This is a genomic window from Pseudactinotalea sp. (assembly GCF_048594945.1).
GTDB lineage: Bacteria > Actinomycetota > Actinomycetes > Actinomycetales > Beutenbergiaceae > Pseudactinotalea.
Genome location: NZ_JBMDXJ010000521.1, coordinates 1 through 24,501, shown reverse-complemented (window position 1 = coordinate 24,501; position 24,501 = coordinate 1). Strand labels below are relative to the sequence as shown.

24 protein-coding genes and 1 tRNA gene are annotated in these 24,501 nt (G+C 71.6%); 16 read left to right on the top strand and 9 right to left on the bottom strand.

The features are described from left to right. Together ACOJSN_RS23645 and ACOJSN_RS23640 are read right to left on the bottom strand one after the other, a co-directional pair. A partial coding sequence (locus ACOJSN_RS23645) for a glycosyltransferase (protein ID WP_420114935.1) occupies positions 1 to 1,229 on the bottom strand: 1,229 nt, incomplete at its 3' end. A 19-nt stretch (positions 1,230 to 1,248) separates the two neighbouring features. Continuing rightward, on the bottom strand, positions 1,249 to 1,521 hold the full coding sequence (locus ACOJSN_RS23640) for a WhiB family transcriptional regulator (protein WP_420114936.1): 273 nt from the start codon (positions 1,519 to 1,521) through the stop codon (positions 1,249 to 1,251). A gap of 286 nt (positions 1,522 to 1,807) precedes the next feature. On the opposite strand from ACOJSN_RS23640, the gene ACOJSN_RS23635 reads away from it, so the two are divergent. Beyond that, positions 1,808 to 2,455, top strand: coding sequence for a TIGR03089 family protein (locus tag ACOJSN_RS23635; protein WP_420114934.1), 648 nt, complete (start codon positions 1,808 to 1,810; stop codon positions 2,453 to 2,455). Here the strand turns inward: ACOJSN_RS23635 and manA are convergent. Beyond that, the gene (manA, locus tag ACOJSN_RS23630) at positions 2,442 to 3,626 is read right to left on the bottom strand and encodes a mannose-6-phosphate isomerase, class I (RefSeq protein ID WP_420114933.1); all 1,185 of its coding nucleotides are present in this window, start codon (positions 3,624 to 3,626) and stop codon (positions 2,442 to 2,444) included. The genes ACOJSN_RS23635 and manA overlap by 14 nt on opposite strands. 51 nt (positions 3,627 to 3,677) lie before the next feature. Between manA and wecB the strand changes: the two genes are divergently transcribed. Next, the gene (wecB, locus tag ACOJSN_RS23625; protein ID WP_420114932.1) at positions 3,678 to 4,712 is read left to right on the top strand and encodes a non-hydrolyzing UDP-N-acetylglucosamine 2-epimerase; all 1,035 of its coding nucleotides are present in this window, start codon (positions 3,678 to 3,680) and stop codon (positions 4,710 to 4,712) included. A 5-nt stretch (positions 4,713 to 4,717) separates the two neighbouring features. Here wecB and ACOJSN_RS23620 read toward each other — a convergent pair whose 3' ends face one another. Together ACOJSN_RS23620 and ACOJSN_RS23615 are read right to left on the bottom strand one after the other, a co-directional pair. Then, positions 4,718 to 5,794 carry a glycosyltransferase gene (locus tag ACOJSN_RS23620; protein ID WP_420114931.1) on the bottom strand — a complete coding sequence of 359 codons (1,077 nt, stop codon included), beginning with the start codon at positions 5,792 to 5,794 and terminating at the stop codon, positions 4,718 to 4,720. Further along, positions 5,791 to 6,900, bottom strand: coding sequence for a glycosyltransferase family 4 protein (locus tag ACOJSN_RS23615; RefSeq protein WP_420114930.1), 1,110 nt, complete (start codon positions 6,898 to 6,900; stop codon positions 5,791 to 5,793). The genes ACOJSN_RS23620 and ACOJSN_RS23615 overlap by 4 nt, the downstream gene beginning before the upstream one ends. 203 nt (positions 6,901 to 7,103) lie before the next feature. Between ACOJSN_RS23615 and ACOJSN_RS23610 the strand changes: the two genes are divergently transcribed. Genes ACOJSN_RS23610 through ACOJSN_RS23560 form a run of 11 tightly spaced genes read left to right on the top strand, consistent with a single transcriptional unit; the run spans position 7,104 to position 16,017 of the window. After that, a complete protein-coding gene (locus ACOJSN_RS23610; protein ID WP_420114929.1) occupies positions 7,104 to 8,225 on the top strand; it encodes a hypothetical protein in 1,122 nt (373 codons plus the stop codon). A gap of 23 nt (positions 8,226 to 8,248) precedes the next feature. Beyond that, complete coding sequence (locus tag ACOJSN_RS23605) at positions 8,249 to 8,659, top strand: OsmC family protein (RefSeq protein ID WP_420114928.1); 411 nt, start codon at positions 8,249 to 8,251, stop codon at positions 8,657 to 8,659. A gap of 9 nt (positions 8,660 to 8,668) precedes the next feature. Then, positions 8,669 to 9,430 carry a hypothetical protein gene (locus ACOJSN_RS23600; protein WP_420114927.1) on the top strand — a complete coding sequence of 254 codons (762 nt, stop codon included), beginning with the start codon at positions 8,669 to 8,671 and terminating at the stop codon, positions 9,428 to 9,430. A 1-nt stretch (position 9,431) separates the two neighbouring features. Continuing rightward, positions 9,432 to 10,235 (top strand): thymidylate synthase, encoded by an 804-nt coding sequence (locus ACOJSN_RS23595; RefSeq protein ID WP_420114926.1) that lies wholly within the window; start codon positions 9,432 to 9,434, stop codon positions 10,233 to 10,235. Positions 10,236 to 10,257: 22 nt separating this feature from the next. Beyond that, positions 10,258 to 10,746, top strand: coding sequence for a dihydrofolate reductase (locus ACOJSN_RS23590; RefSeq protein ID WP_420114925.1), 489 nt, complete (start codon positions 10,258 to 10,260; stop codon positions 10,744 to 10,746). 15 nt (positions 10,747 to 10,761) lie between these two features. Next, on the top strand, positions 10,762 to 11,496 hold the full coding sequence (locus tag ACOJSN_RS23585) for a DUF4129 domain-containing protein (protein WP_420114924.1): 735 nt from the start codon (positions 10,762 to 10,764) through the stop codon (positions 11,494 to 11,496). Further along, on the top strand, positions 11,493 to 11,957 hold the full coding sequence (locus ACOJSN_RS23580) for a hypothetical protein (protein ID WP_420114923.1): 465 nt from the start codon (positions 11,493 to 11,495) through the stop codon (positions 11,955 to 11,957). Before ACOJSN_RS23585 ends, ACOJSN_RS23580 begins: the two co-directional genes overlap by 4 nt. Next, the gene (locus ACOJSN_RS23575) at positions 11,954 to 12,931 is read left to right on the top strand and encodes an AAA family ATPase (protein WP_420114922.1); all 978 of its coding nucleotides are present in this window, start codon (positions 11,954 to 11,956) and stop codon (positions 12,929 to 12,931) included. The genes ACOJSN_RS23580 and ACOJSN_RS23575 overlap by 4 nt, the downstream gene beginning before the upstream one ends. A gap of 20 nt (positions 12,932 to 12,951) precedes the next feature. Continuing rightward, complete coding sequence (locus tag ACOJSN_RS23570) at positions 12,952 to 14,211, top strand: DUF58 domain-containing protein (RefSeq protein ID WP_420114921.1); 1,260 nt, start codon at positions 12,952 to 12,954, stop codon at positions 14,209 to 14,211. A 53-nt stretch (positions 14,212 to 14,264) separates the two neighbouring features. Continuing rightward, entirely contained in the window at positions 14,265 to 14,750 is a 486-nt protein-coding gene (locus tag ACOJSN_RS23565; protein ID WP_420114920.1) for a hypothetical protein, read from the top strand. Positions 14,751 to 14,778: 28 nt separating this feature from the next. Further along, entirely contained in the window at positions 14,779 to 16,017 is a 1,239-nt protein-coding gene (locus ACOJSN_RS23560; protein ID WP_420114919.1) for a D-arabinono-1,4-lactone oxidase, read from the top strand. Positions 16,018 to 16,240: 223 nt separating this feature from the next. Here ACOJSN_RS23560 and ACOJSN_RS23555 read toward each other — a convergent pair. Continuing rightward, positions 16,241 to 16,317, bottom strand: a tRNA-Met gene (locus ACOJSN_RS23555). 65 nt (positions 16,318 to 16,382) lie between these two features. Next, complete coding sequence (locus tag ACOJSN_RS23550) at positions 16,383 to 19,397, bottom strand: UPF0182 family protein (protein ID WP_420114918.1); 3,015 nt, start codon at positions 19,395 to 19,397, stop codon at positions 16,383 to 16,385. A 112-nt stretch (positions 19,398 to 19,509) separates the two neighbouring features. Between ACOJSN_RS23550 and ACOJSN_RS23545 the strand changes: the two genes are divergently transcribed. Further along, complete coding sequence (locus ACOJSN_RS23545) at positions 19,510 to 20,058, top strand: PPA1309 family protein (RefSeq protein ID WP_420114917.1); 549 nt, start codon at positions 19,510 to 19,512, stop codon at positions 20,056 to 20,058. Between the two features lie 6 nt (positions 20,059 to 20,064). Here ACOJSN_RS23545 and ACOJSN_RS23540 read toward each other — a convergent pair whose 3' ends face one another. Continuing rightward, on the bottom strand, positions 20,065 to 21,156 hold the full coding sequence (locus tag ACOJSN_RS23540) for a PDZ domain-containing protein (RefSeq protein WP_420114916.1): 1,092 nt from the start codon (positions 21,154 to 21,156) through the stop codon (positions 20,065 to 20,067). Between the two features lie 124 nt (positions 21,157 to 21,280). Here ACOJSN_RS23540 and ACOJSN_RS23535 point away from each other — a divergent pair, with 124 nt between their 5' ends. After that, positions 21,281 to 22,705 (top strand): zinc-dependent metalloprotease, encoded by a 1,425-nt coding sequence (locus ACOJSN_RS23535; protein WP_420114915.1) that lies wholly within the window; start codon positions 21,281 to 21,283, stop codon positions 22,703 to 22,705. Between the two features lie 4 nt (positions 22,706 to 22,709). Here the strand turns inward: ACOJSN_RS23535 and ACOJSN_RS23530 are convergent, their stop codons facing one another. After that, positions 22,710 to 23,255 (bottom strand): M48 family metallopeptidase, encoded by a 546-nt coding sequence (locus ACOJSN_RS23530; protein WP_420114914.1) that lies wholly within the window; start codon positions 23,253 to 23,255, stop codon positions 22,710 to 22,712. A gap of 129 nt (positions 23,256 to 23,384) precedes the next feature. On the opposite strand from ACOJSN_RS23530, the gene ACOJSN_RS23525 reads away from it, so the two are divergent. Beyond that, on the top strand, positions 23,385 to 24,473 hold the full coding sequence (locus ACOJSN_RS23525) for a thiamine biosynthesis protein ThiF (RefSeq protein WP_420114913.1): 1,089 nt from the start codon (positions 23,385 to 23,387) through the stop codon (positions 24,471 to 24,473). Positions 24,474 to 24,501 lie beyond the last annotated feature (28 nt).

The following is a 24,501-nucleotide window of genomic DNA, read 5'->3' as shown; positions in this document are numbered from 1 at the left end:
GCGGGCAGCAGCGCGCCACCCAGCAACGGGCCGGAGAACGCGATCGGTGCCAGAGTGAATCCGGCCACCACGGCGGCCACGAGGAACACGCCGGCGAGCACGAGACGCCGTCTGGTTCCGAGCGCCGACCGCTCCCTCATCTCCAGCTCGGAGGGGGCGCGGACGCTGCGTCGCTGGGCGGCAGCCTGCAACCGCCGGTCTCGGCGCACCTCCGCGACGTCACGCCAGGTGGCCTGCAGCGGCCGCAGCCGCCGCGTGGATCCTGACCGCGTAGCCCGTGCCTGCTTGCGGGCGCGTCGCACCGACCCCCAACCACCGAGCGCCACGAGCGGCGCCCACAGCTCATCGGGCACCAGCGGGAGCTCCTTGGAGACCAGTCGCCCGACCGCGCGCACCGGTGCGGCGAGCAGGGCGGCGAGCGCGATCAGCGGCACCAGCGGCGCGCGCGACTCGGTCAGTCTGCTGTGCACGATCGCCGTGCGGCGCTGCCGGAAGCTGTGCGTGGGGTCGGGTTCGGGCACGCGCCTCGACTCGCGCCGAAGGCCGAGGTAGCTGGCTCGGGCGTGGCGCACCACAGCGCGCGGCACGACCACGACGCGATGTCCGGCCAGCCGCGCCCGGCGGCTGAGGTCACGGCCGTCACCGAACGGTCCGAGCGCCGGGTCGGGGCCGCCGAGCGCCTCGAAGACGTCGCGGTCCACGAGCATCCCCGCGGTGCCGACGGCGTCGATGTCCTCCCGGTCGTCGTGCTGCCCCTGGTCGACCTCGCCATCCTCGATGCCGGTAAAGCGCTGGATGTCGCGGGTGTACTGGGCCCCGACCGAGACCAACCGCTCGGCGTGGCTCCAGGACACCTGCTTGCACCCGGCGATCGCGATCGAACGACCGGTCTCGACGACCTGCGCCAGCGCGGCGAGTGCTCCCGGCTCCGGCGCGGAGTCGTCATGCAGCAGCCACAGCCACGGGGTCTCGATCGTGGCGCTGGCGACCGCGGCCGTGACCGCCGACCCGAGTCCCGCGGCGTCCTCGACAGCGACGAGATCGGCCTGGAGCCCGGCATCGCTCAGCAGCCCTCGCAGCACCCGTGGGTCGATCTGGGCGTGCGCAAGCACCACCCGATCGGGCGCCACCCGCTGCGCGGCCAGCGCGGTCAAGGTCTCCGGCAGGTAGCGACTGTCCCCGACGACCACCACCACCGCGGTGACGCGGGCACGCGAGGGACGGCTCATTCGAGCGAGGGCACTTCCGTCAGCCCGCGCTCTGCTTGTACTGATCCAGCTGCTTGAGCTGCTTCAGCTTGCGGCGCTCGCGCTCGGACAGGCCGCCCCAGATCCCGAACCGCTCGTCGTGCATCAGGGCGTACTCAAGGCACTCCACGCGCACTTCGCACGAGGAGCAGACGCGCTTCGCCTCACGGGTGGAGCCGCCCTTCTCGGGGAAGAACGCCTCGGGATCGGTCTGGGCGCACAGCGCGCGCTCCTGCCATCCGAGAACGCCCTCGTCCTCGTCGACTCCGAACATCGCCACCAAGGGGGATGGTGCCACCGGCTCCGGCGCGTTGCCGGAGTTCAGGGGGCCCTCCCCGAGTATGTTCCACACCGCCGGTACCCCTCATCTGTCGTCGATGTCCATCAGCCGCCGAAGGTGTCGCGGCGACAACCGCGCTGCCGACCTCGCCAGCACTTCTCGTCGTTGCCGTTGGCCCTGCCTCTCGGTCCGTCATCGCTCGTGCCTGCGGGCGGTAGTCCTAAATTACACGCGTGTTATCCCCCGGAGTCAAGCCCACGGCGTGCTATATCTCGCGCTCGTGACCCCTCCCGTGCTCGCCACCCTGTCCCGCTGGGAGCCCAGCTCCCCTCGTCTGACCTGGTACGGAGAGGCCGACGAACGCGTCGAGCTCTCCGGCCGTGTCCTGACCAACTGGGTGGTCAAGGCGGCAAACCTGCTGGTCAGCGAGTGCGCGGTCGCCCCGGCGTCGATCGTGCAGCTCGACCTTCCCGCGCATTGGCGGCTGCTCGTGTGGGCTCTCGGCGCCTGGTCGGCCGGGGCCGAGGTGGTGCTCGAACCCGAGGACGCAGCCCCCGATGTCGTGGTCACCGATTCGCCTGATCGATGGCTCGACGGCGCAGCGGTCGATCTCGTGGCTGTCACCTTGCCTGCTCTCGGCCGGGCTTGGCCCGGGCCGTTGCCGGCGGGCGTGATCGATGGGGCGGCCGAGCTGATGGGGCAGCCCGATCAGCCGATGTTCGCCGTTCCGCAGCTGCGCGGCGGCGCCACCACCGACGGGGGTGAGCGGGTGCTGCTGCTCGCCGAAGACCCCACCCGACTGGTCGAGCAGGCCTGGGCCTGCTGGTCCGAGGGGGGCTCCGCCGTCGTCGTGACACCACGAGACCAGGCTGCGCTGGACTCGATCCGAGCCCAGGAGGGGATCGGGGCCCGCCCTACGGCACCGTGACCTGCGCAAGCCGGCCGGCGCCGTCGAGCATCACCGGATGCGGGGACGCGGGCACGAACGCGGCCTGACCACGACCCAGCACGAGCCGGTCGTCCCCGTGCGCGGCGACGAGGTCGCCGTCGAGGGACATCAGCACGCGCGGCCCGCGGCCCGGGATCGCGACACGGCCACCCCGACCGGTGGCGACCGCGAGCTCGAAGTCGTCCACAGGTGCGTAGAAGACCTCGACGTGGTCGTCGACGTGCTCGGCGGCGATGCGCACCGGGGGCGCGGCGATCCAGTCGACGGTCCGGAGCACCTCCTCGGCGTCGACGTACTTGGCGGTGAGGCCGGCGCGCAGCACGTTGTCGGAGCTGGCCATCACCTCGACGGCGAGCCCGGACAGGTAGCAGTGCACACCACCTGCGGGAACGAACAGCGTCTCCCCCGGCCGCAGCGACACCGGGTTCATCAGCAGCGACGCGACCGCGCCGAGGTCGCCGGGGAAGGCGTCCGCGAGGCGGCCGACGATCCGATCGGCACGGACCGATGGCGACCGGCCGGCGGTCAGTCGCGACCGGCAGGCGGCCACGGTCTGCGCGACCGCGACGGCATCCGGGCGTCGCACGGGATCCAGCAGCCGGGTGAAGGCCGCGCGCACACCGTCCGGACCCATGTCCGTGCGCAGGTCCTCGAACAGGTCCCACGCGAGGGGCGTGTCCAGGCCGGCGAGCATCTCGGTGGCCCGGCGCGCGGTGCGGAAGCCGGCGACCGCCTCGAAGGGCTCGAGCGCGAACAACATCTCCGGCTTGTGATTGGCATCCGGGTAGCGGCGGTGCGGCGCGTCGAGCGGCACGCCGGCGCGCTCCTCCTCGGCGAAGCCGGCGGCAGCCTGCTCGATGCTGGGGTGCACCTGCAGCGACAGGGGACTCGCCGGGGCGATCAGCTTCACGAGGTAGGGCAGGTGTGGCCCGAACCGTGCCAGCACGCCGCGTCCGAGCGTGCGCTCCGGGTCGGCCGCGACCATCTCGCGCAACGAGGCCCCGCCCTCCAGCGTGGCGGGTGCGCTGGCGTGAGCACCGAACCAGACCTCCGCGAGCGGATCCGCGGTGTGCGGTTCGCCCAGCATGTCCGGGATCGCGGTGCGCGAGCCCCACGCATAGTCCTGGCGGGCGCCGGTCAGGCGGTGCACGAGGCACCCCCCTCGGGGACAACATCCGTCATGCGTGGCAGGCTACCGGGCGTGAAGATCCTCAGCGTCGTGGGGGCCCGGCCCCAGTTCGTCAAGCTCGCACCGGTCGCGGACGCGATCGCCGCAGCCGGCCACGAGCACGTGATCGTGCACACCGGGCAGCACTACGACCCGCTGCTCTCCGACGTGTTCTTCGACGACCTCGGCATCCCGGCGCCGGACGTGCATCTCGGCGTCGGTTCCGGCGGGCACGGACAGCAGACCGGTGCGATCCTCGCCGCGCTCGACGACGTGCTCCTCGCGCACGCGCCCGACTGGGTGCTGGTGTACGGGGACACCAACTCCACGCTGGCCGCGGCGATCGCCGCGGTCAAGCTGCACCTGCCGCTGGCGCACCTGGAGGCGGGACTGCGCTCGTTCAACCGTGCGATGCCGGAGGAGCACAACCGGGTGCTCACCGACCACGCGGCGGACTTGCTGCTGGCGCCGACCGAGGTGGCTCTCGGGCACCTGCGCGAGGAGGGCCTGGGCGAACGCACGGTGGTGGTCGGCGACGTGATGACCGACGTGCTGTACCGCACCCGGGGCACGGCCGAGCCGGAGCCGGGTGCCGAGGGCGCGATCGTTGCGACGATCCACCGCGCCGAGAACACCGACGACCCGGTGCGGCTGGCATCCATCGTCAGCGAGCTGCAGCGCCTCGGCCGCCCCGTGCTGCTGCTGGTGCACCCGCGGCTGCGGGCCAAGGCCGACGCAGCCGGTATCGAGCTGGGCGCGGGCGCTCTCGAGCCCCGCGACCCGCTCGCCTACCCGGCACTGGTCGCGACCGTGGCTGCTTCCCAGGGCGTGGTGACCGACTCCGGCGGACTCCAGAAGGAGGCGTTCCTGCTCCGGGTGCCGTGCACCACCGTGCGCACCGAGACCGAATGGACCGAGACGGTCGATCTCGGCTGGAACCTACTGGTGGAGCCGGGCGGCATCGCAGCCGCTGCGAGCCGACCCCGGCCGGCGGCTACCGATGCCACCCCCTACGGCACGGGTGACGCCGCCGAGCGCACCGTGGCTGCTCTCGTCCGGGCACGCTGAGCGCCTCAGCGCATCAGCACGGACGCGGCCATGAGCCGGAGCGGAGCCTCGCGGGCCAACAGGTGCCACGGGTCGCTGGTGAGCAACGTGCTCGGGTGGCCATGGCGGCGGCGTGCGCGGGCGAGCGAGAGGAGCTCCTCAGCGCTGCCGGAGCCGTTGAGGATCTTGTCGAGCAGCGCACGATCGGCCCGCGAAAGAACCGCCGTCATCCCCGGGGCGGCATCGAGCACCGCACGCGCGACGCTCGCGAGGTCGGCGCGCTGCTCGGGCGTCCACCAGTCGGGGTCGGGTCGGTTGAGCACGGCACCGAACAGGTGGATCCGGGCGATCTTCACGCACACGGCCCGGCGCTCGACCAGGCCGAGCGCCGCGAACCAGGTCCGACGCACCAGGCGCCGCACGAACTCCAGCTCGTCCACGATCGGCCGGGTCGTGAAGGTCACACGGTCGATCGCGTCGCCACCGATCCGGTAGGCGGGCCCGGAGCGGTCGAGCACCACCCGCCCGCCGAACCACAGGCGTGTGGTGAACCCGACGTCCTCCCCCACCGCGACCTGGTCCATCCGCAGCCCCAACCGCGCGATCGCGGCGCGGGAGACGAGTCCCAGCGGTGCGCTGCGGTAGCTGAGCCGGTCGCGGACCGGATCGAGCACGCCGCGGCGCTGCGGCCGGGTGGGCGGCGTGGGCACCACTCGGCCGTCGTCGTGCTCCAGCCGGGCGATCACGGCATCGGCGTTGTGCTTGCGAGCCAGCCAGAACCAGGAGGCCACCGCGCCGGGTGCCAGCGTGTCGTCGGAGCCCATCACGGCCACGAACTCCGCCTCGGCCGCCTCCAGACCCGCGTTGAACGGGCCGGCGGGCGAGCGCCGACCGTCGGTGTGGGCGAGGAACCGCACCTGGTCGCGGTGCGCGTCCGGGAGCTTGGCCGCGATCTCAGGCACCGGGACCTCGTGGCACACGACGGTGAGCCGGACGCCCTGACCGTTGTGGTCGAGCACCGAGCGCACCGCCCGCGCGATCGGGCGCGTCACGTCGTGCACCGCGATCACCACGTCGACGCCGACCGCGGGCTCCTCGGTCATCGCGACCTCTGCAGGTGGCGGTACTCGGCCACGTACCTCTCCCCGATCGCCTCGGGCGCGAACCGATCCCGGATCGTGGCGGCGATCTCCGCTGCGGTGAGGTGCTGTGTGCGCCGCTGCAGGTCGACGATGGCGTCGGCGTACGCGGCGGGATCCTGCTCGTGCACCAGGGTCCCGACGGCCGGGTCGATGTACTCCCCCTGGCCGCCGGTTGCCCCGACCACGACCGGGCGCCCGTGCACGAGCGCCTCGGCTGCAGACACGCAGAAGTTGTCGCCCCGGGTAGGCAGGAAGAACATGTCGGCCGCCTCGAGCGCGGCGCTCACGCCCGTCGGGTCCTGCGGACCCGCCAGCACGACGGAGTCGCTCACCGTGAGCGTGCGCGCCAGCCTGGTCACCTGCCGTGCCAGCCGGCCGCCACCGACCCAGGTCAGGCACGCGGGTATGCCCCGGGCGCGCAGCTCCGCGATCGTGCGGACCGCGAGCAACGGATCCTTGCGCTCGACGAGCCCGCCGACGGCCACCAGCCGCAGTGCCTCGGCCGGGCGCAGTGGCCGGCCCACGAGGTGCTCGCGTGGCGGCACGATGCACCCGATCGTCGCGGTGCGGCGCGGGTACCTCGCGCGCCGGATGGGACGCGCCAGGTAGTCACACACCGCCGTCACGGTCTGCGGTGCGCGCAGCAGCAGCTTCACGATCCCGATGGCCGGCCGCAGCGGCCACGGCACCGTGCCTGGGTTCGTCAGCCCGGACCAGTGCTCCGTGTGCAGCCACCGCCTGCCGTGCCGGCTCAGCGCCAGCGGCGCGAGCGAGGACATCGCCATCGAGTGCACCACGTCGGCCCCTTCGAGGAGCCGGGGCAGCTCGCGGGAGACCCGGATGAGGTCGAGCGGGTTGAGCGGGTTCATCGGCACGCGCCGCACGTCGATACCCGCGTGCCGGGTGCGCGTGGCGCCGTCGTGCAGTCGCGGGTTCACGAGGTGCAGCAACCGGATCTCCTCGACGCCCGGCTGGGCCGCGATCGCCTCCAGGTCCTGAGCCACGAACACCCCGGAGCTTGGTGCCCGATCGGTAGGGAACCAGGTCGTCACCGCCACGATCCGCACGCCACCAGCGTACCCACACGCCTCCCCGGAGCACGGCGAGCCTCAGCGCTCGATCCGGCACGGGGCGGTAGACAAGAAGAGGCCCGGCCAAGTATGGGTTGGCCGGGCCTCGATCTCCCGTCCGGGAGACCCCTCCGCAAGGGAGGTGCGCCCATCATGGACTCCGTTCCAGGGCTCCGCAACCGACTTGGCACAATGACGCGGTGACCACGCAGGGGGAGACGGCGGCGGCCGCTGACGTGGCCGCCTGCGAGCGCACGTTCCGCCGGTACGGACTGCCGTTGCTCATCGAGGACCACTCGGCGCGCCGTGACGTGTTCGGGCGGGCCGCCCCGCTGCTGCTGGTGCTGTGCCTGGTGGGGATCGCGGGGGCGATCAACACCGACTGGCCCGCATGGCAGAACGCCCTCGCGGTCATGGTCGCGGCGGTCGGTATCGCCGCAGCGTTCGCAGGCTTCAACGCGCTGCGCGGGCGGCGCTGGTCGACCCTGCCGCAGGACATCGGCGGGCCTGAGCTGGCGTTCTTCGTGCTCGCGCCGGCGGTTCCGCCGCTGCTCGCGGGGTGGCAGTGGGGCACCGCCCTGGTGACCGTGGCCGGAAACCTCGTGCTGCTGGCCGCGATCTGGCTCGTGGTGCGGTACGGCGTGCACGCCACGCTGTGGTGGGGCGTGCGTGGTGGTATCCGCGAGGTCGGGGCCTCGTTGCTGCGGCTGATCCGGTTCCTGCCGCTGCTGCTGATCTTCTCGATCGCACTGTTCTACAACGCGGAGATCTGGCAGGTGTTCGACCACACGCCGGGGGTCTCGGACTTCGTGCTGGGGGGCTTCTTCGCGGTGCTGATCCTGGCGATCCTGCGGATCCGACTCACCACCGAGACCGGCCAGATCCTGCGGGCCGCGTCCCCCGAGCAGAACGCTCCCGCGCCGTTGACGCAGCCCCAGCTGGCGAACGTGTCGATGATGGTCGCCCTGCACCAGCTGCTGCAGGTGCTGCTGGTGTCGGTGGCGGTCGGAGTGTTCTTCTTCGCACTCGGCACCCTGACGATCACCCAGGGCGTCATGGACGCGTGGGGCATCGCCGGCGGCTGGGTGCAGCACATCCAGATCGCGGGCGAGACCGACCTGCGGATCAGCCAGACGTTGCTGCGGGTCTCGGTCGCGATCGCCACCTTCACGGGCTTGTACTACGCGATCTCGGTGCTCACCGACGGCCTCTACCGTGACGACTTCATCGACGACATGGCTGTCAAGCTGAGGGATGTCAACGAGCACCGTGCCCGGTACGCCGCTGCCCTGGACCGGCTGGCGGTCGAGCGGGCTTCCTGAGGTGCGGGTGCGATGATGGCCGTATGGCTGAGCTGCAGGTCGAGCGGACCGGGACCCGGCAGGGGGTCGCGACGAACGGGCGGGGAGCCGAGCTGCGGTTCGGACCGGTGGAGGCCGACGGCGCGTTCACCCCGGGCGAGTTGCTCGCCCTCGCGCTCGCCGCGTGCAACCTCATGAGCGCCGACCCGCCGCTGACCCGCCGACTCGGTGATGACGCTCGCGTGACCGGGTCGGTGACCACGGTCAAGGACGTCCCTGGCAATGCCTATGTGGACTCGACGGTCGAGCTCGCCATCGAGGGCGCCGAAGGGCTCGACGGCGAAGCCTGGGCCGAGCTCGTCGACGTCGCCTCGCGCTCGATCGAGAGGGCATGCACCGTGGGACGCACCCTCGAGTCCGGGCTCCCGCATACCCTGACCATCCGACGGGCCTGAGGAGGCGACATGCGAGACAAGCGTGAGACCACGCCGTCGAGCACGGAGACGAACGCACTGGAGAACGCGATCGACGCCGCGCTCGCGTTCCCGACCGACCGGATTCGCGCGCACGTGGACGGGATCCGGCGCAAGCGGCCGGATGCCACCCCGGCCGACGTCATCACGATCCTCGAGAAGCGCTACCTGATCGCCGTGAGCACCTCCGGCGGAGCGGTGGGCGCGGCGGCCGCGCTCCCGGTGATCGGGACCGGTACCGCATTCGCGCTCACCGCCGGACAGGTGGCCGGGTTCCTCGGGGCATCGAGCCTGCTCGCGCTCGCGGTCGCGGACGTGCACGGCATCTCGACCGACGACCGCGCCCGGCGCCGCGCGTTGCTGCTGACCGCGATGCTCGGCGACGAGGGTCCGGAGATGCTGAGCCAGCAGGTCGGCCTCAGCGCGGTCACCTGGGGGCGCACGCTGCTGACCCGGCTGCCGCTGGCGACCGTCAAGACCGTGAACAAGGCGCTGCGAGGTCGGCTCGTGAAGACCTCCGCGGCCAAGGTGGGCTCGGTGATGCTCGGGAGGCTGCTGCCGTTCGGCATCGGCGCGGCCGTCGGGTATGCCGGTAGCCGCGTGGTGGGCAAGCAGATGGTCGAAGGAGTACGCGCGGCCTTCGGTCCCCCGCCGCCGACGTTCGTGCGTGAGGTCAACGCGACGTTCGTGGTCGAGGACCCGTTCCACGACGCCCTGAGGCTGGAACCCTCCGACGACCGGTCGGCACCGTAGGGTGGCGAACGTGGACACCCAGTACGAGGACCTGCTGCGCGCGGTGCTCTCCTCCGGCACACCGAAGTCGGACCGCACCGGCACCGGGACCCGGTCGATCTTCGGCCACCAGATGCGGTACGACCTCTCGCAGGCGTTCCCGCTGATCACCACCAAGCGGGTACACGTGCCCTCGGTGGTGCACGAGCTGATCTGGTTCCTGCGCGGCGACTCCAACATCGCCTACCTGCGCGAGAACAAGGTCCGGATCTGGGACGACTGGGCCGACGAGCAGGGCGAGCTGGGTCCGGTGTACGGCGTCCAGTGGCGGTCCTGGCCCACCCCCGACGGGGGGCACATCGACCAGATCAGTCGCGTGCTCGAGCAGCTGCGCACCCAGCCGGACTCGCGCCGCATCATCGTCTCGGCCTGGAACGTGGCCGACCTCGACGACATGGCGCTGCAGCCCTGCCACGCGTTCTTCCAGTTCTACGTGGCCGATGGCCGACTCTCGTGCCAGATGTACCAACGCAGCGCCGACCTGTTCCTCGGGGTCCCGTTCAACCTCGCCTCGTACTCGCTGCTCACGCACATGGTCGCGCAGCAGGTGGGTCTGGCGGTGGGCGACTTCGTGTGGACCGGTGGCGACGTGCACATCTACGACAACCACGTCGAGCAGGTGCGTGAGCAGCTCGACCGGGAGCCGTACCCGTTCCCGCAGCTGGAGCTCGCACCGGCGGCGAGCCTGTTCGACTATCGCGCCGATCACGTCGCGTTCCCGGACTACACCTACCACCCGGCCATCAAGGCCCCGATCGCGGTCTGAGGTCTCACACATCGTGCTGGGCATGATCTGGGCGCAGTCGCGCAACCGCGTCATCGGTCGCGACGGCGACCTGCCGTGGCGGCTGAAGGAGGACATGCAGCACTTCCGCCGCACCACCGGCAACGATGCGGTGGTGCACGGGCGGGCGTCGTGGGAGGCGCTCCCCGAGCGGATGCGGCCGTTGCCCGGCCGCCGCAACATCGTGCTGACCCGGCGGTCCGGCTACGAGGCACCAGGGGCCGAGCTGGCCGCCTCGCTCCCGGAGGCGTTGGTGCTGCTCGACGGCGCCGACGCCTGGATCTGCGGCGGCGGCCAGGTCTACGCGGAGGCGATGCCGCTCGCCGATCTGCTGGTGGTCAGCGAGATCGACATCGAGGTCGACGGCGATACGTTCGCCCCCGAGATCGGGCCTGGGTGGGCTGATCCTGAGGTGGGCGACTGGGTGAGGGCCGGCAACGGGATGCGGTTCCGAGTGGTCACGTACCGGAGGGAGCCGCTCACCGCGGGGTGAGCGGACACGATCGACGTGGGCGACGGCGACCACGAGCGGACTCGACCACCACAGCACGTGCTGATGGTGGCGGCGATCGCCGTGCTCGCGCTCACGCTGGCGCTGCTGGCCGCGGCGGCGGCCGGGCCGTGGGAGTGGCCGGGCGCGGGGAGCGACCGTACCGGCGGCGGTGGCGAGCAGGTGACGCAGACACTCATCCCCACGCTGCCGAGCGCGGAGGACCCGCCGGACCCCGAGGACAACCCGCCGACCGGCGACAACCCGCTGGGGCGCTGGCTGATCATCGCCGCGGTGGTCGTGATCGGCGTGGTGATCCTGCTCCTGGCGGTGCGGCTCGCGCTGATGCTGCGACGCGGCACACCGGCTCCGCCCGATCCGCGGCAGGTGAGCACACCGCGGGCCGAGGAGCTGGTGGACGCGCCTGCGATCCAGGAGGGCATCGCGGCGGCGCAGGACGCGCTCGCCGGCGACCGGCCTCCTCGTGACGCGATCGTGCGGGCCTGGCTGGCGCTGGAGACCGCGGCAGGTGACGCTGGTGTTGCCCGCCGTCCCTCGCAGACGCCGACCGAGTTCGCCTCGGTGGTGCTCACCCGGACCGAGGCCGACGCCGCATCGGTCCAGGTGCTGCGGGAGCTCTACGCGCAGTCCCGCTTCTCGGAGGCGGAGATCACGCGCAGCGACGCCGAGGCTGCTCGCGCCGCACTCGAGGCTGTGGCCGCCTCGTGGTCGGCTGTGCAGGTGCCGTCATGACGCGAGGACGTTGGTGGGGCGTCGCCGGGATCGCGGTGGCGGTCGCCGTCGTCCTGCGCCTGATCGGGTCGGACGTGGCGCACGCCCTGCTGGGCGGGATGCTCGTGGTCGTGGCGGTGCTGATCCTCGCGCACCTGGGGATCGGCCAGAAGGTCGCGCTCCCCCGGCTGCCGTTCGACCGCCGCGACGGCGCCCGCACCGAGGTCTCCTCGCTGTCCTGGTCGCTGTACGGCACGGAGGGCGTGACGCCGCAGGCCGCCCGAGCGCTGCGAGGGATCTGCCGTGCCGGGCTCTCCGAGGCGGGCATCGCCGTCGAGACCCCCGAAGGCGAGGCTCGCTCCGTGAGCCTGCTGGGCGCTCCACTGACGACCTTCCTCATCGACCCCGACGCACCACCGCCCGATGTGCGGGCGGTCCGCGCCGCCGTCCACGTCCTCGAAAACCTGGAGAAATCTTCATGACCACGCCCGCACCGCTGCCCGTTCCCGACGTCACCCGGCTGGGTCAGGAGGTGCTGCGCGAGGTCGGCACCGTGATCGTCGGGATGGAGGGGCCGCTGCGCACGGCACTGGCGGCGGTGCTCGCAGGCGGGCACGTGCTGTTCGAGGACGTGCCCGGGCTGGGCAAGACGCTGGCAGCGCGCTGCCTCGCGCAGGCGCTGGGACTCGACTTCCGGCGGCTGCAGTGCACACCGGACCTCCTGCCCGCCGACATCACGGGCTCCTACACCTACGACCCCGCCTCCTCGGAGTTCGTGTTCCGGCCCGGCCCGGTGTTCACGGGGCTGTTCCTCGCCGACGAGATCAACCGGACCGCGCCCAAGACGCAATCGGCGCTGCTGGAGGCGATGGCCGAGCGGCAGGTCACGGTCGAAGGCAACTCGTTCCCGCTGCAGCGCCCGTTCCACGTGCTGGCCACCTCCAACCCGGTCGAGTACGAGGGCACCTACCCGCTGCCCGAGGCGCAGCTCGACCGGTTCATGGTGCGGATCGGCGTCGGATACCCGAGCGCCGAGGGCGAGGTGGACGTGCTGCTGCGAAGGCTGCGGCGGCAGCGCGAGGAGGCGAGCGTCAGCCAGGTGGTCGAGGCCGAGACGGTGCTGGCGATGCAGGCCGGCGTCGAGACCGTCACGGTCGACCCCGACGTGGTGCGGTACTGCGTGGACCTCGCCACCGCGACCCGCGGCATGAGCGCGCTGGAGGTGGGCGCGTCGCCGCGCGGCTCGCAGGCGCTGATGCTGGTCTCTCGCGCCGTGGCGGTGCTGTCCGGGCGCGACTTCGTCACCCCGGAGGACGTGAAGGAGATCGCGGTCGCCGCGCTCGCGCACCGGCTCACGCTGACGCCCGCGGCCTGGGCGTCCGGTACTCAACCTGCCGACCTGGTGACTCAGATGCTCGACGAGGTCCCCGGTCCGGCGACCGTCGGCAGCGCGTGATCGTCTCTGGTGGTGCCGCGGTGGCCGCGTTCGCCGCGGTGACCGTGCTCACGATCGGCGTCGCCGGCGGGCGGCCCGACGTTGCGGTGCTCGCGGTGCCGCTGCTGCTGACGAGCCTGTGGGCCGGTCTGACCCGGCCGCGACAAGCCGGGACGCTCACGCTGACGCCCACCACCGAGCACAGCGAGACCGGCCAGGTGCGCACCGAGGCCCGCGTGAAACCACCGGCGGGTGCCGAGGCTGTGCTGCTGCGGGTGTCGTCACAGGGATACCGACCGCAGCACGCCCTGGTCGCCGGTGGGTCGGCTCGCTCGATCCCACTCTCGCTGGAGACCTCGCGCACCGGCGTGCACGAGATGTTCCGCGTCGACTGGCTGACGGAGGCATTCGGGGCGGTGCTCGTGTCCTCGCCCCGGCAGGCCGGCCCGATCCCGATCGCCGTCCACCCGACGGCCCGGCCGCTCAAGGACATGCCGCTGCCGTTCCGGCTGCCCGGCTTGACCGGCACGCACACCTCGCGCCGTGTCGGCGAGGGCTACGAGACCCACGACGTGCACGAGTTCGCCCCGGGCGATCGGCTCCGTCGCATCGACTGGCGGGTGAGCGCACGGCGCGCCATCGACACCAGCACCGGCCGGCTCGGGACCCTCTACGCCCGCCGCACGTTCGCCACCGCCGACGCGACGGTGATGATCGTGGTCGACTCGCGTGACGACGTCGGCGAGGACGTGTCCGCCTGGGCCGGCGGCATCGACGTGCGGATGGATGAGACCACCTCGCTCGACGTCGCCCGTGAGGCCGCCGCTGCGATCGCACGTGCCTACCTCGACCTCGGTGACCGGGTGGGTCTGGACGACCTCGGCCGACGACGGCGGCCGGTCCCGCCGGCCGCGGGTCGTCACCAGTGGGAGCGGATCCAGCAGCGCCTGGTGCGGGTGGCACCCGAGGGGTGGCCCGACCGCCGGCAGCGTGCGCCGCAGCTGCCCTCAGGGGCGCTGGTGGTGTTGTGCTCCACCTTCCTGGACGACGAAGCCGCCCGGATCGCGCGGCAGTGGCGCGCCTACGGGCACCGGGTGATCGCCGTCGACACGCTCCCGCAGGTGTCGACCGCCTTCCTCAACGAATTCCAAGAGACGGCGTTGCGGCTGGTGCTGCTGGAGCGGCGGCAGCGGCTGCGGGCGCTCGAGCGTTCCGGCGTGGAGGCCGTCGCGTGGTCCGCGGACACCGCCGTGGAACTCCATGCGGTCTCTCGGACGCGGCTTCCGGGAGGTCGGCGATGACGTTGGCCACGCTGTTCAGCAGCCCTGGGCCGAGGCGACGGCCACGGCCCCCCGTGTCGATCGACTTCGAGCGCAGCGTGCCTGCCTGGCTGCTGCGCGCGGTCTCGGCAGCGGGGGTGCTGCTGCTCGCGCCTGTGGTGGGCGACGTGGTGGTCCCCGTGCTGGCAGCCGCGGCGATCATGCTGCTGCCTCACCCGGGCACGGTGGCGGCACTGCTGTTGATCGGCGCCGGGTTCGTGTGGAACCAGCCACCGAGCCTGCTCGTGTGCGCCACGTTCGCCCTGGTGCTGCACGCGGTCGCGGTGCTCGTGCGACTGACCGCACCGCTGCCACCGACGGGTCGGATCGAGGGCAGGCTGGTGCTGCGCGCGTTCGCAGCGTTCGCGGTGATCCAGGTGCTCGTCCAGGCGATGATCGGGCTGAGCTTCGCCGCGATGGCCGGCCTGCCCGTATTCACCTGGTTCGCCGTGCTCGCGGTGGCGGGCATCGCCGTCGCGATCGTCGCCGGTGTCCGCTGGGTGGCCCGCCACACCCAGTGACGGCGGCGATCAGTGGTTCGATGAGCACATGACGATCGGGACCACCTGGGCAGGCACGCACACCTTCGGCGCGGGCACGCTGCACCTGCCCACCACCATGGAGGAGGCGCAGCACCTCGTGGCCGGCGCAGACCGCATCCGCGCCCTCGGCTCGCGCCACTCCTTCAACGACCTCGCCGACTCTCCCGGCGACCTCATCAGCCTGCGCGAGGTTCCGCTCGGGCTGGAGGTCGACGCCGAGAACGGCAGCGCGACCGTGCACGGCTCGCTGACCTACGGCGCGGTCGCCGCCGAGCTCGACGCCGCCGGGTTCGCGATGCCGGCACTGGCCTCGCTGCCGCACATCTCGATCGCCGGCGCGGTGGCGACCGCGACTCACGGGTCCGGCGACCGGACCCCGAATCTGGCGGGCGTGGTCACCGCCGTCGAGATGATCGGGGCCGACGGCGAGCTGCTCTGGCTCGAGCGCGGCGACGCCGACTTCCCGGGGGCGGTCGTCGCGCTGGGGGCGCTCGGGGTGGTGACCCGGCTGCGACTCGCGGTCGAGCCGACGTTCGGTATCCGCCAGGACGTCCTCAACGAGGTGCGATGGGAGACCGTGCTCGAGCGGTTCGACGAGATCACCGCCGCCGCGCACAGCGTGAGCATCTTCACCCGGTGGGCGGAGGACGCCGTCGACCAGATCTGGATCAAGAGCCGCGACGACGTGGCGCCCGCCGAGCTGTTCGGTGGCGTGTTCGCGACCACGCGGCAGCACCCGATCCTCGGGGTCGATGCGATCAACGCCACCGAGCAGGGCGGCACGATCGGCCCGTGGTACGACCGGCTCCCCCACTTCCGGATGGGCTTCACGCCGAGCAACGGGAGCGAGATCCAGAGCGAGTACCTCATGGACCGCCGGCACGCGGTCGCGGCGATCGAGGCCCTGCGCGGGCTGCGCGAACAACTGATCCCGCTGCTGCAGGTGTGCGAGATCCGCACCATGGCCGCCGATGACCTGTGGCTGTCGGCCGCCTACGAGCGCGACACGGTGGCGTTCCACTTCACCTGGCACGCCCAGCCCGACGCCGTGCAGGCGCTGCTGCCCGAGGTCGAGCGCGCGCTGGCACCGTTCGCCGCCCGCCCGCACTGGGGCAAGTGGTTCGCGATGGGCCGCGAGGAGCTCGAGCAGGTGTTCCCGCGGATCGGCGACTTCCGCGCGCTCGCGGCCCGCCTCGACCCCACCGGCACCTTCCGCAACGCCTACCTCGACCGCCTGGTTCTCTAGGGACGGCCCGCAACCCCAGCGGTGAGTCAGGTCCCACCCTCCTCCAGGTGCGGTGAGTGTGGTCCCACCGAGGCGCCGCAGGTGGGACCACACTCACCAGCTTGAAGCGGGCGTGGGACCGTGCTCACCGCGCGTCTCCGTTGAGTAAGCGTGGGGCTCGTCCCGATCAGTCCGAACGACGAAGGCCCCCGACCAGCGTTTCCGCTGGTCAGGGGCCTTCTGGTGGTGGCGGGGGCGGGATTTGAACCCGCGACCTCCGGGTTATGAGCCCGGCGAGCTACCGAACTGCTCCACCCCGCGTCGGCCTGACCACTGTACGTGCCGGCCGCGCGGAGAGCAAATCGAGCGCTCGCGGAGCTCCGGCGTCAGCCTGTGGCGTCCTCGGTCGACTCGTCGGCTCCGTCGTCGGCCGTCCCGTCTCCGGTGCCGTCGTCGGCGGTGCCGGCGATCTCAGCCTCGGCGGCGATCGCCTCCTCGAGTGCGGTCTGCAGCTGCTCCTGCGCCTCGCCGTAGGCGGCCCAGTCGCCGGCGGCGAGCGCCTCCTGGCTCGCGGTCAGCGCGGCACCGGCGTCAGCGAGCGCGTCGCTCAGCCGCTGCTGCGCGTCGGCGTCCGGGTCCGTGGTGCCGCCACCGTCGCCACCACCACCGGGATCGGTGGGGTCGTCGGGATCGACGTCGGCATCGCCCGCATCGGCACCCGAGTCGCCGCCGAAGACCTGGTTGAGGGCCTCGTCGAGCGTCGCGGCGTACCCGACCGAGTCACCGAAGGCGACCAGCACGCGTCGCAGCAGCGGCAGCGTGGTGCTTCCTGCGGACTGCACGTACACGGGCTGCACATACAGCACGCCGCCGCCCACGGGCAGCGTCAGCAGGTTGCCCCGCAGCACGCGAGAGTCTCCCTGCGCGATGATGTTCAGCTGCTCGGCCACCTCGGCGTTGGAGTCGAAGTTGTTCTGCACCTGACCGGGGCCGGGGACCGTGAGGTCACGTGGCAGCTCCAGCAGTCGGAGCGTGCCGTAGTCCTCGTGCACCTCTCCGGCCGTATCGCCGGTCTCGGAGTTCACCGCCAAGAAGCCGGTGAGCACTTCTCGCCCACTGATGATGAAGCTCGAGCTGAGCGAGAACGACGGCGACTCCTGGCCCGGCATCTGCAGGGTCAGGTAGTACGGAGGTTGAGCGGTCTCACGATCGTCGACCGGGTCGTTCGGGACCGTCCAGAAGTCACCGCCGCTGAAGAACGTCGCAGCGTCCGTCACGTGGTACTTCGTGAGCAGCTCGCGCTGCACCTTGAACATGTCCTCCGGGTAGCGGAGGTGGCTCATCAGGTCCCCGCTGATCTCCGACATCGGGGTGTAGGAGTTGTCGAACACGCCCTGCCAGGTCTGCAGCACCGGGTCCTCGGTGTCCCAGGCGTACAGGGTCACCTCTCCGGTGTAGGCGTCGACGATGGCCTTCACCGAGTTGCGGATGTAGTTGATCGTGTCGGGGATCTCGAGCTGCGAGGACGAGGCGTCGGTGAACGTGTCGTTCGTCGCCGAGTCGAAGCGCTGGTGCTCCGAGTACGGGTACTCGTCCGACGTCGTGTACCCATCGACCACCCACACCACCTCGCGTGTGCCGTCACCATCGGTGTCGACCACGGCGGGGTAGGCCTTGCTCTCCAGCGTCAGGTAGGGCGCTACCTGCGACACCCGCTCGAGCGGGTCGCGGTGGAACAGGATCTGCGACTCCGAGGTCACCCGGTCGGAGAACAGGATCTGCTCGCTGCCGAACCGCGCGGCGAACAGCAGCTGGTTCCACAGGTTGCCCACGGACGGGCCGCCCTCACCGGTGTAGGTGTAGTTCTGCTGCCCGTTGTCGGCGTTGTCGTCCGGGTAGTCCAGCTCCCACGGTGTGGTGCCCTCGGGGGCACCGACGATCGAGTAGCTCGGCGCGTTGGGCCCGAAGTAGATCCGAGGCTCGTACTCGCCCAGCGCACCGGTGGTCGGGATGCCCGACTGGAAGAACGTGGGACGGCCATCGGCGTTGACCGTGTTGCCGTACGCGGCCACCACGCCGTATCCGTGCGTGTACACCGTGTGCTGGTTGACCCAGTTGTTGTCGACCTGGGACATGTTGAGCTCACGCACCGCGATCACGGTGTCCTGCAGGTCGCCGTCGATCTCGTACCGGTCGACCGCGAGCTGATCAGGGAACGTGTAGTACGGCCGGTTCTGCTGCAGCTGCCGGAACGTCGGCGACACGATCGCGGGGTCGAGCAGTCGGATCGACGCCGTGGACTCAGCGTCCTCACGCAGCTGCCCCTCACCCGCCTCGGTCTCGGCGGTGTACGGCTGCGTCTCGACTCCGTCGAGCCCGTACGCCATCCGCGTGTAGTCGATGTTGTGCTGCAGGTACGGAGCCTCCAGCTGCTGCTCGTTCGGGTTGACCCGCACGGCCTGGATGATCGCGGGATAGACGCCGGCAGCCAGCACGCCGGAGACGACCATCAGCGAGACGCCGATCGCGGGCAGCCGCCAGGTGCCACGAGCACCGGTGTAGAAGAACAGCACCGCGACCAGCACTCCGATCACCGCGAGGATCGCGCGGGCCGGGATCACCGCGTTGACATCGGTGTACAGCGCACCGTCCCAGCCGGAGGCGTCACCGACCTTCGCCAGCATCGAGTACCGGTCCAGCCAGTAGTTCGCGGCGATGAAGAGCACGAACACCCCGGCGAGCACGGCCACGTGGATCCGGGCGGCGCGCGAGATCCGCTCCCCCGGACCGGAGATCTGCAGCCCGCCGTACAGGTAGTGCGTGAACAGCGCGGCCACGGCGGCGAAGAAGGTCACCGTCATGAGGAACGAGACCACGAACCGCAGGAACGGCAACGTGAACGTGTAGAACGACACGTCCATGCCGAACAGCGGGTCGTCCACGCCGAAGCTCTGACCGTTGAACGCCAGCAGCATCGACTGCCACTGGGTGCTCGCCGCCGAACCGGCGAAGAAGGCGGCCACGAGCGGCGCCGCGATGAACACCACGCGACGCAGCGGCTCGAACGCCTCCCGGTACCGATCCAAGTCTCGCTGCTGCGGCGTCGTCGGCACATACATCGGCCGGTGCCGGTAGGCGAGCCGCAGGTTCACCCAGATCGCAGCACCCATCACCGCACCGCCCACGAGGAACAGCCCGGCGCGGCTCAGCCACTGCGTGCGCAGCACCTCGGTGAATCCCACCTGGGAGAACCACAGCCATTCCGTCCAGAACCGTGAGAACACGAAGAACAGCACCACGATGGCGCCGAGGATGAGCAGCGTGGGCAACAGGGCGCCGCGGCGGCCACCGGCCGGGCGTCGTTCGGCAGAGATACAGATCACCTCGGGGGGAGAGAGCACCGCGGGACGCGGCGGTGGGCAGGGCGAGCGAGCGACGTCACTCCTGCTGGAACAACGCGCAAGCCGCCCCGGAAGTTTCCCACATCCGGCAGGGACTGCCACGATGAGACGGATGGATCTCGACAACGCCCCCGACCCGGCCCGCCACGATGCCCTCAGGCTGGCGGTCATCGACATCGAACGGCACGTCTCGCGCGGCGGCTGGGACGCCCCCACGGCAGTGTTTGCGCTGGTCCGGACCGCGGAGGCGCTCGCGCAGACGCCGGAGCTCGCCGGTCAGCTCCCCGCTGATGCGCTGGCGCTCGCACAGACCGACCCGAACCACCTCACCTCGATCGAGCAGGAAGGTCTGCCGGCCTCGGCCGACCTCGAGCAGCTGCTCGCCCAGCTCGCCTGGCCGGAGTCGGTGCATGGCGCCGCCGTGGTGGTCGAGCGGATCGTGGTCCCACCCGAGGCAGCGGAAGCCGCGGACGAGATGTCGATCGAGGAGCTGATGGCGCACCCGCAGCGTCAGGACGTGCGGATCGCGGCCGGGGTGCTGCGCACCGGGGAGTCCTGGTGCGCGCTGCGCAGCCGTGCGCACGACAGCGACGACAACGTCGGTGGCGCCCCCGACGCCGTGCCTGGGCTGGTGGAGGCGCTCACCGCCACCCTGGCGTGAGCGGCGTCAGCAGGTCGGCAGGTCGGCGCCATCTCCCGCCGCGATCTTCTCGACGGCGGAGCGCGCCTGCTCCAGCGTGCTCACGCTGACCACCTGCAGTCCGCTGGGCACGTGACCGACGACCTCCTCGCAGTTGGAGAGCGGTGCCAGGAAGTACTCGGCTCCCCCGGCCAGCGCGCCGGCCATCTTCTGGCGGATGCCGCCGATCGGGCCGACCAGTCCCCCGAGACTGATGGTCCCGGTGCCGGCGATCGAATGCCCGCCCGTCAGCTCGCCCGGTGTCAGCTTGTCGATGATCCCCAGCGCGAACATCGTGCCGGCGCTCGGACCGCCGATGTTGTCGATCTGGATGTGCACGTCGACCGGGTAGTCGAACTCACCGGACAGGAACACGCCGAGCACGCTGCGTCCCGTCCCGTCGTCGCCCGTGACGATCGGCAGCCCGGTCTCCTCGCCGTCACGATCGACCTGCAGCTGCTCCGTGGTTCCCGGTGAGGTCGCCGCCAGCGCGCCGTCGAGGTCGGCGAAGGTCACGACGTCGATGGTGCCGGCCTCGGTCTCGATGCCCGTGATGACGTCGCCGTTCTCGACCACGCCGTCGGAACCGGACCCCGGCTGGGTGCCCACGATGGTCAGCACGGCGGGTACGTCGTAGCCGAGCTCGGTGAGCGCCGCGACGGTCGCGTTCTGCTGTGACGTGAGCATCTGTTGCGAGGAGGCGTTGTCGATCTCCTCCTGCGTCTGGCTGGTGTCGAAGAACACCTCGACCGGTGCCACTCGAGTGCTGGGTGAGACCCATCCCTTGATGACCGCGCCGGCGTCCACGAGATAGCCGGGACCTCCCGCCGTCGTCACGGTGGTGAGAAACAGGTCACCCGAGGTCTCGTAGGTTTCGACGCCCTCGACACTGATCAGCTCGACGTCGTTCACGTCGCCCAACGTGTCGACGATCGGCCCCGGCGCCTGGACCCCGTACGGCACCGGCACCGTCATCATCGTCAGCAGCAGCGCGAAGACCGCGAGCGCCGACGCCGACATCGTGATCAGGCGGGGGGTCACGCCCCACTCGCTCAGTCGGGTCCGGAGCCGTGATGCCATGCGGACCATTCTCACCGACGACGGCGGAGTCCCGGACCGCGGGTCCGCCCCCGGTTCATCCTGGTTCGTGCGCCCTGAGCGAACCCCGCGGGCGGTGCCGGGCGCCGCCGCGTACCGTCGGGGCATGGATGAGCGCGAGCAGTGGCGGCAGATGCTCGAGTCGGTGCTGGGCCCGGATGGCGCCGACGAGGCGATGCGTGCGCTGGAGGCGAGCGGCGCGGACCCGGCCGAGTGGGCCAAGGCTTCCGGTGTCGCCCAGAACCCGCAGGCGCTCGCGGCCGCGATGCAGCAGATGCAGCGCATCCTCAGCTCTGATGATGGTGGCGAGTCCGATTGGCGGTTCGCCCATGACGTCGCGCGTCAGGTTGCGCACAGCGGGGGCGACCCGGCCGTGACTGCCGCGCAGGCGACCAAGGTGCGTGCAGTGCTCACGGTCGCGGACCTGTGGCTGGATGCGGCGACCGAGCTGCCGCCGGCGGGCGGCGAGCACGTGGCGGCCTCGCGCGCCGACTGGGTGGAGCGGACGTTGCCGACGTGGCGCGCCGTCGCCGACCCGATCGGCGTGTCCGTGGCGCAGGCGTTGGCCGGTGTGCTCGACGATCAGCTCGGCGGTGAGCTGCCCGAGGAGATGGGTGCGCTGCCGGGCGGCATGGACCTGCCGCGACTGATCACCAAGCTCGGCCGGTTGGGCTTCGCCATGCAGGTCGGTCAGGGCGCGGGCACGCTCGCGCGCGAGGTGTTCGGCGGCACCGATATCGGGCTGCCGCTGCTGAGCGGCAGCGACCTGCTGCTGGTGCCGGCGAACGTCGAGGCGTTCGCCGAGGGCCTCGACGCCGAGCCCGACGAGGTGTGGCACTTCCTCGCGGTCCGCGAGGCCGCCACCGCGCGGCTGTTCACGCACGTGCCGTGGTTGCGCGCTCACCTGCTGGGTGCGGTCGACGCCTACGCGCGAGGCGTCGAGATCGATGCCGAGCAGATGGAGGAGGCGGTCCGCTCGATCGACCCCACCGACGTCGAGCAGCTGCGCAGCGCACTCGGACAGGGCATCTTCTCGCCGCAGCGCACACCTGACCAAGAACGAGCCCTGGTGCGGCTCGAGACGGCGCTCGCACTCGTCGAGGGCTGGGTGGAGGAGGTCACGGCCGCGGCAGTGGCGCCGCACCTGCCGCACGCGGTGCCGATGCGGGAGATGCTGCGGCTGAGCCGCGCGGCCGCTGGTCAGGCCGAGGACACGTTCCGCCAGCTCGTGGGGCTGGAGCTGCGCCCGCGCCGCGCCCGAGACGCCGCGCGCCTGTGGGCGATCATTGCGCGCGAGCGTGGTGTCAGCGGACGGGACGCCCTGTGGTCGCAGCTCGACCTGTTCCCCACGGCCGAGGACCTGGACCAGCCCGAGCTGTTCGGCGACCGCCGCGCCGAGGATGACGACATCAGCGCCGACCTGGACGCGGCGCTCGAGGCGATCCTCAGCGACACCGGCGGAGACGACGCCCCTCGCGAGAACCCCGAAGCCCCCGACGAACCCGAGGACCCGACGCCGACCGCTCCCTGAGGGCTCAGTCGAACTCGGGCTCGTCGAGCTCGCCCTCCGCGTCGCGGTGGGACACACCGTGCAGGAATCCACGGGCGCGTTCGGTCTGTGGGTACTGATTCACGATGTCCCAGAAATCGTGCCCGTGGCCGCTCACCACGAGGTGCGCGAGCTCGTGCATCAGCACGTAGTCGAGCACCCAGTCGGGCATGTCGCGCAGCCGGTGCGAGATCCGGATGGTGCGGTGGGCCGGGGTGCATGAGCCCCAGCGGCGGCCCTGGTTGGTCACCCATGCGACGGAGCTGGGACGCACGGCCGGCGGGAGGTAGGCGGCGGCAAGCCGGTCGGCGCGGGCCGCGAGATCGGCGTCGCTGGGCCGCCGACCCTGCTGCTTCGCGGTCACCCGCTTGCTCATCTCGGCAACCCAGTGCTCTTCCTCGGCGCGGGTGAAACGGGCGGGGATCGCCACGATCAGACGCCCGTTCTCACGGAACGCCGACACCGTGCGCTTCCTGCGCGCGCTTCGGCGCACCTCGACCGGTATGTCGATCTCGGGGCGGGGGCTGGACATGCCGTGAGTATCGCAGCGGCGTCCGACATGCCAATGCGTCCATCCACAGGTGGGCCGGGTTCGGCGCGTCATCCACAGGTCGACTCGAGGGGGTCGCCTCGGCGGCCTCCGCCGTGCCACGCTCCCACGATGGCAGCGGCGCGATATCTCCGACCCGGCGTGCGGGTCCTCTGGCGAGCACCTGGGAGCTCACAGATCGGGATCGACCCGCGCTGCGCCGTCGTTCTCGATGATCTGGACCCGGTCGATCAGAGCCTGCTGGAGCAGCTGCCCCGGCTCCGCGGCGAGCCAGAGCTCAACTCCTACGCACGCGACCTCGGGGTCGGGCGGGCACCGGTGCGCGCCCTGCTCGACCGTCTCGATGACCTCGGCTACCTCGTCCGAGGGGCGCCGCTCTCCGACGCCGCCGACGATCGGTATTGGCACCTCGCCGCCGTGGCGGGCCACGACCGCAGCGCGCAGCGCAGCGCCGCCACCGTGGAGATACGCGGGCTCGACCAGCTCGGCCTGCGGATCGCGCAGATCCTGGCCCAGGCGGGTACCGGCAGGCTGCTGCTCGAGGACTCGCGGGCCGTGACGATCGACGATCTCGGCGTGGGCGCCTACCGTGCGCAGGACCTGTCGCGGCGGCGGGAGGACGTCGCGTTCGCGCTGCTGCGGTCGGCGTCACCGATGACCGCCCTGACCGCACCGCCGGGCACCCGACCGGATCTGGTGGTGCTGGTGGAGCACGGCGCGGTGGACGCGGTGCGTGTGCGGCCTCTGATGCGTGAGGACGTGCCGCACCTGCCGGTGCTGGTGCGCGAGCTCGACGTCGTGGTCGGCCCGCTCGTGCGGCCGGGCGAAGGCCCGTGCCTGCGCTGCCTCGACCTGCACCACTGCGATGACGACCCTCGCTGGCCGGCCGTCGCCACCCAGGTCACGACACGCCCGCCCGAGGGAGTGGAGACGGCGCTCGGGTGGTTCGCCGCTTCGCTCGCGGCGCACCAGGTGCTTGCGGTCGCCGATGGTCGCGGAGTGCTCGTGGCGGGCACGTCCCTGGAGGTCAGCGCGACGTACCCGCTGCCCCGCTACCGGGAGTGGGCGGTGCACCCGGACTGCGGCTGTCAGGCTCCCGCCGGACACGACGATGCCGCCGTGGTGGCCCGCGGGCACCACGACGGCCCCCCCGGTGGGGTGCCGCGCACGCTGCGTTCCACCGCGCGGCCGCGTCCATAAGCGGCCGACCCCGGCCCCCCGTGCGCGG

Bases quoted from the DNA above. Each gene is read 5' to 3' on its own strand.
- ACOJSN_RS23640 (WP_420114936.1), bottom strand. From the start codon at position 1,521: ATGTTCGGAGTCGACGAGGACGAGGGCGTTCTCGGATGGCAGGAGCGC.
- ACOJSN_RS23620 (WP_420114931.1), bottom strand. From the start codon at position 5,794: ATGACCGAGGAGCCCGCGGTCGGCGTCGACGTGGTGATCGCGGTGCAC.
- ACOJSN_RS23605 (WP_420114928.1), top strand. From the start codon at position 8,249: ATGGCTGAGCTGCAGGTCGAGCGGACCGGGACCCGGCAGGGGGTCGCG.
- ACOJSN_RS23600 (WP_420114927.1), top strand. From the start codon at position 8,669: ATGCGAGACAAGCGTGAGACCACGCCGTCGAGCACGGAGACGAACGCA.
- ACOJSN_RS23590 (WP_420114925.1), top strand. From the start codon at position 10,258: ATGATCTGGGCGCAGTCGCGCAACCGCGTCATCGGTCGCGACGGCGAC.
- ACOJSN_RS23580 (WP_420114923.1), top strand. From the start codon at position 11,493: ATGACGCGAGGACGTTGGTGGGGCGTCGCCGGGATCGCGGTGGCGGTC.
- ACOJSN_RS23575 (WP_420114922.1), top strand. From the start codon at position 11,954: ATGACCACGCCCGCACCGCTGCCCGTTCCCGACGTCACCCGGCTGGGT.
- ACOJSN_RS23560 (WP_420114919.1), top strand. From the start codon at position 14,779: ATGACGATCGGGACCACCTGGGCAGGCACGCACACCTTCGGCGCGGGC.
- ACOJSN_RS23545 (WP_420114917.1), top strand. From the start codon at position 19,510: ATGGATCTCGACAACGCCCCCGACCCGGCCCGCCACGATGCCCTCAGG.
- ACOJSN_RS23540 (WP_420114916.1), bottom strand. From the start codon at position 21,156: ATGGCATCACGGCTCCGGACCCGACTGAGCGAGTGGGGCGTGACCCCC.
- ACOJSN_RS23535 (WP_420114915.1), top strand. From the start codon at position 21,281: ATGGATGAGCGCGAGCAGTGGCGGCAGATGCTCGAGTCGGTGCTGGGC.
- ACOJSN_RS23530 (WP_420114914.1), bottom strand. From the start codon at position 23,255: ATGTCCAGCCCCCGCCCCGAGATCGACATACCGGTCGAGGTGCGCCGA.
- ACOJSN_RS23525 (WP_420114913.1), top strand. From the start codon at position 23,385: ATGGCAGCGGCGCGATATCTCCGACCCGGCGTGCGGGTCCTCTGGCGA.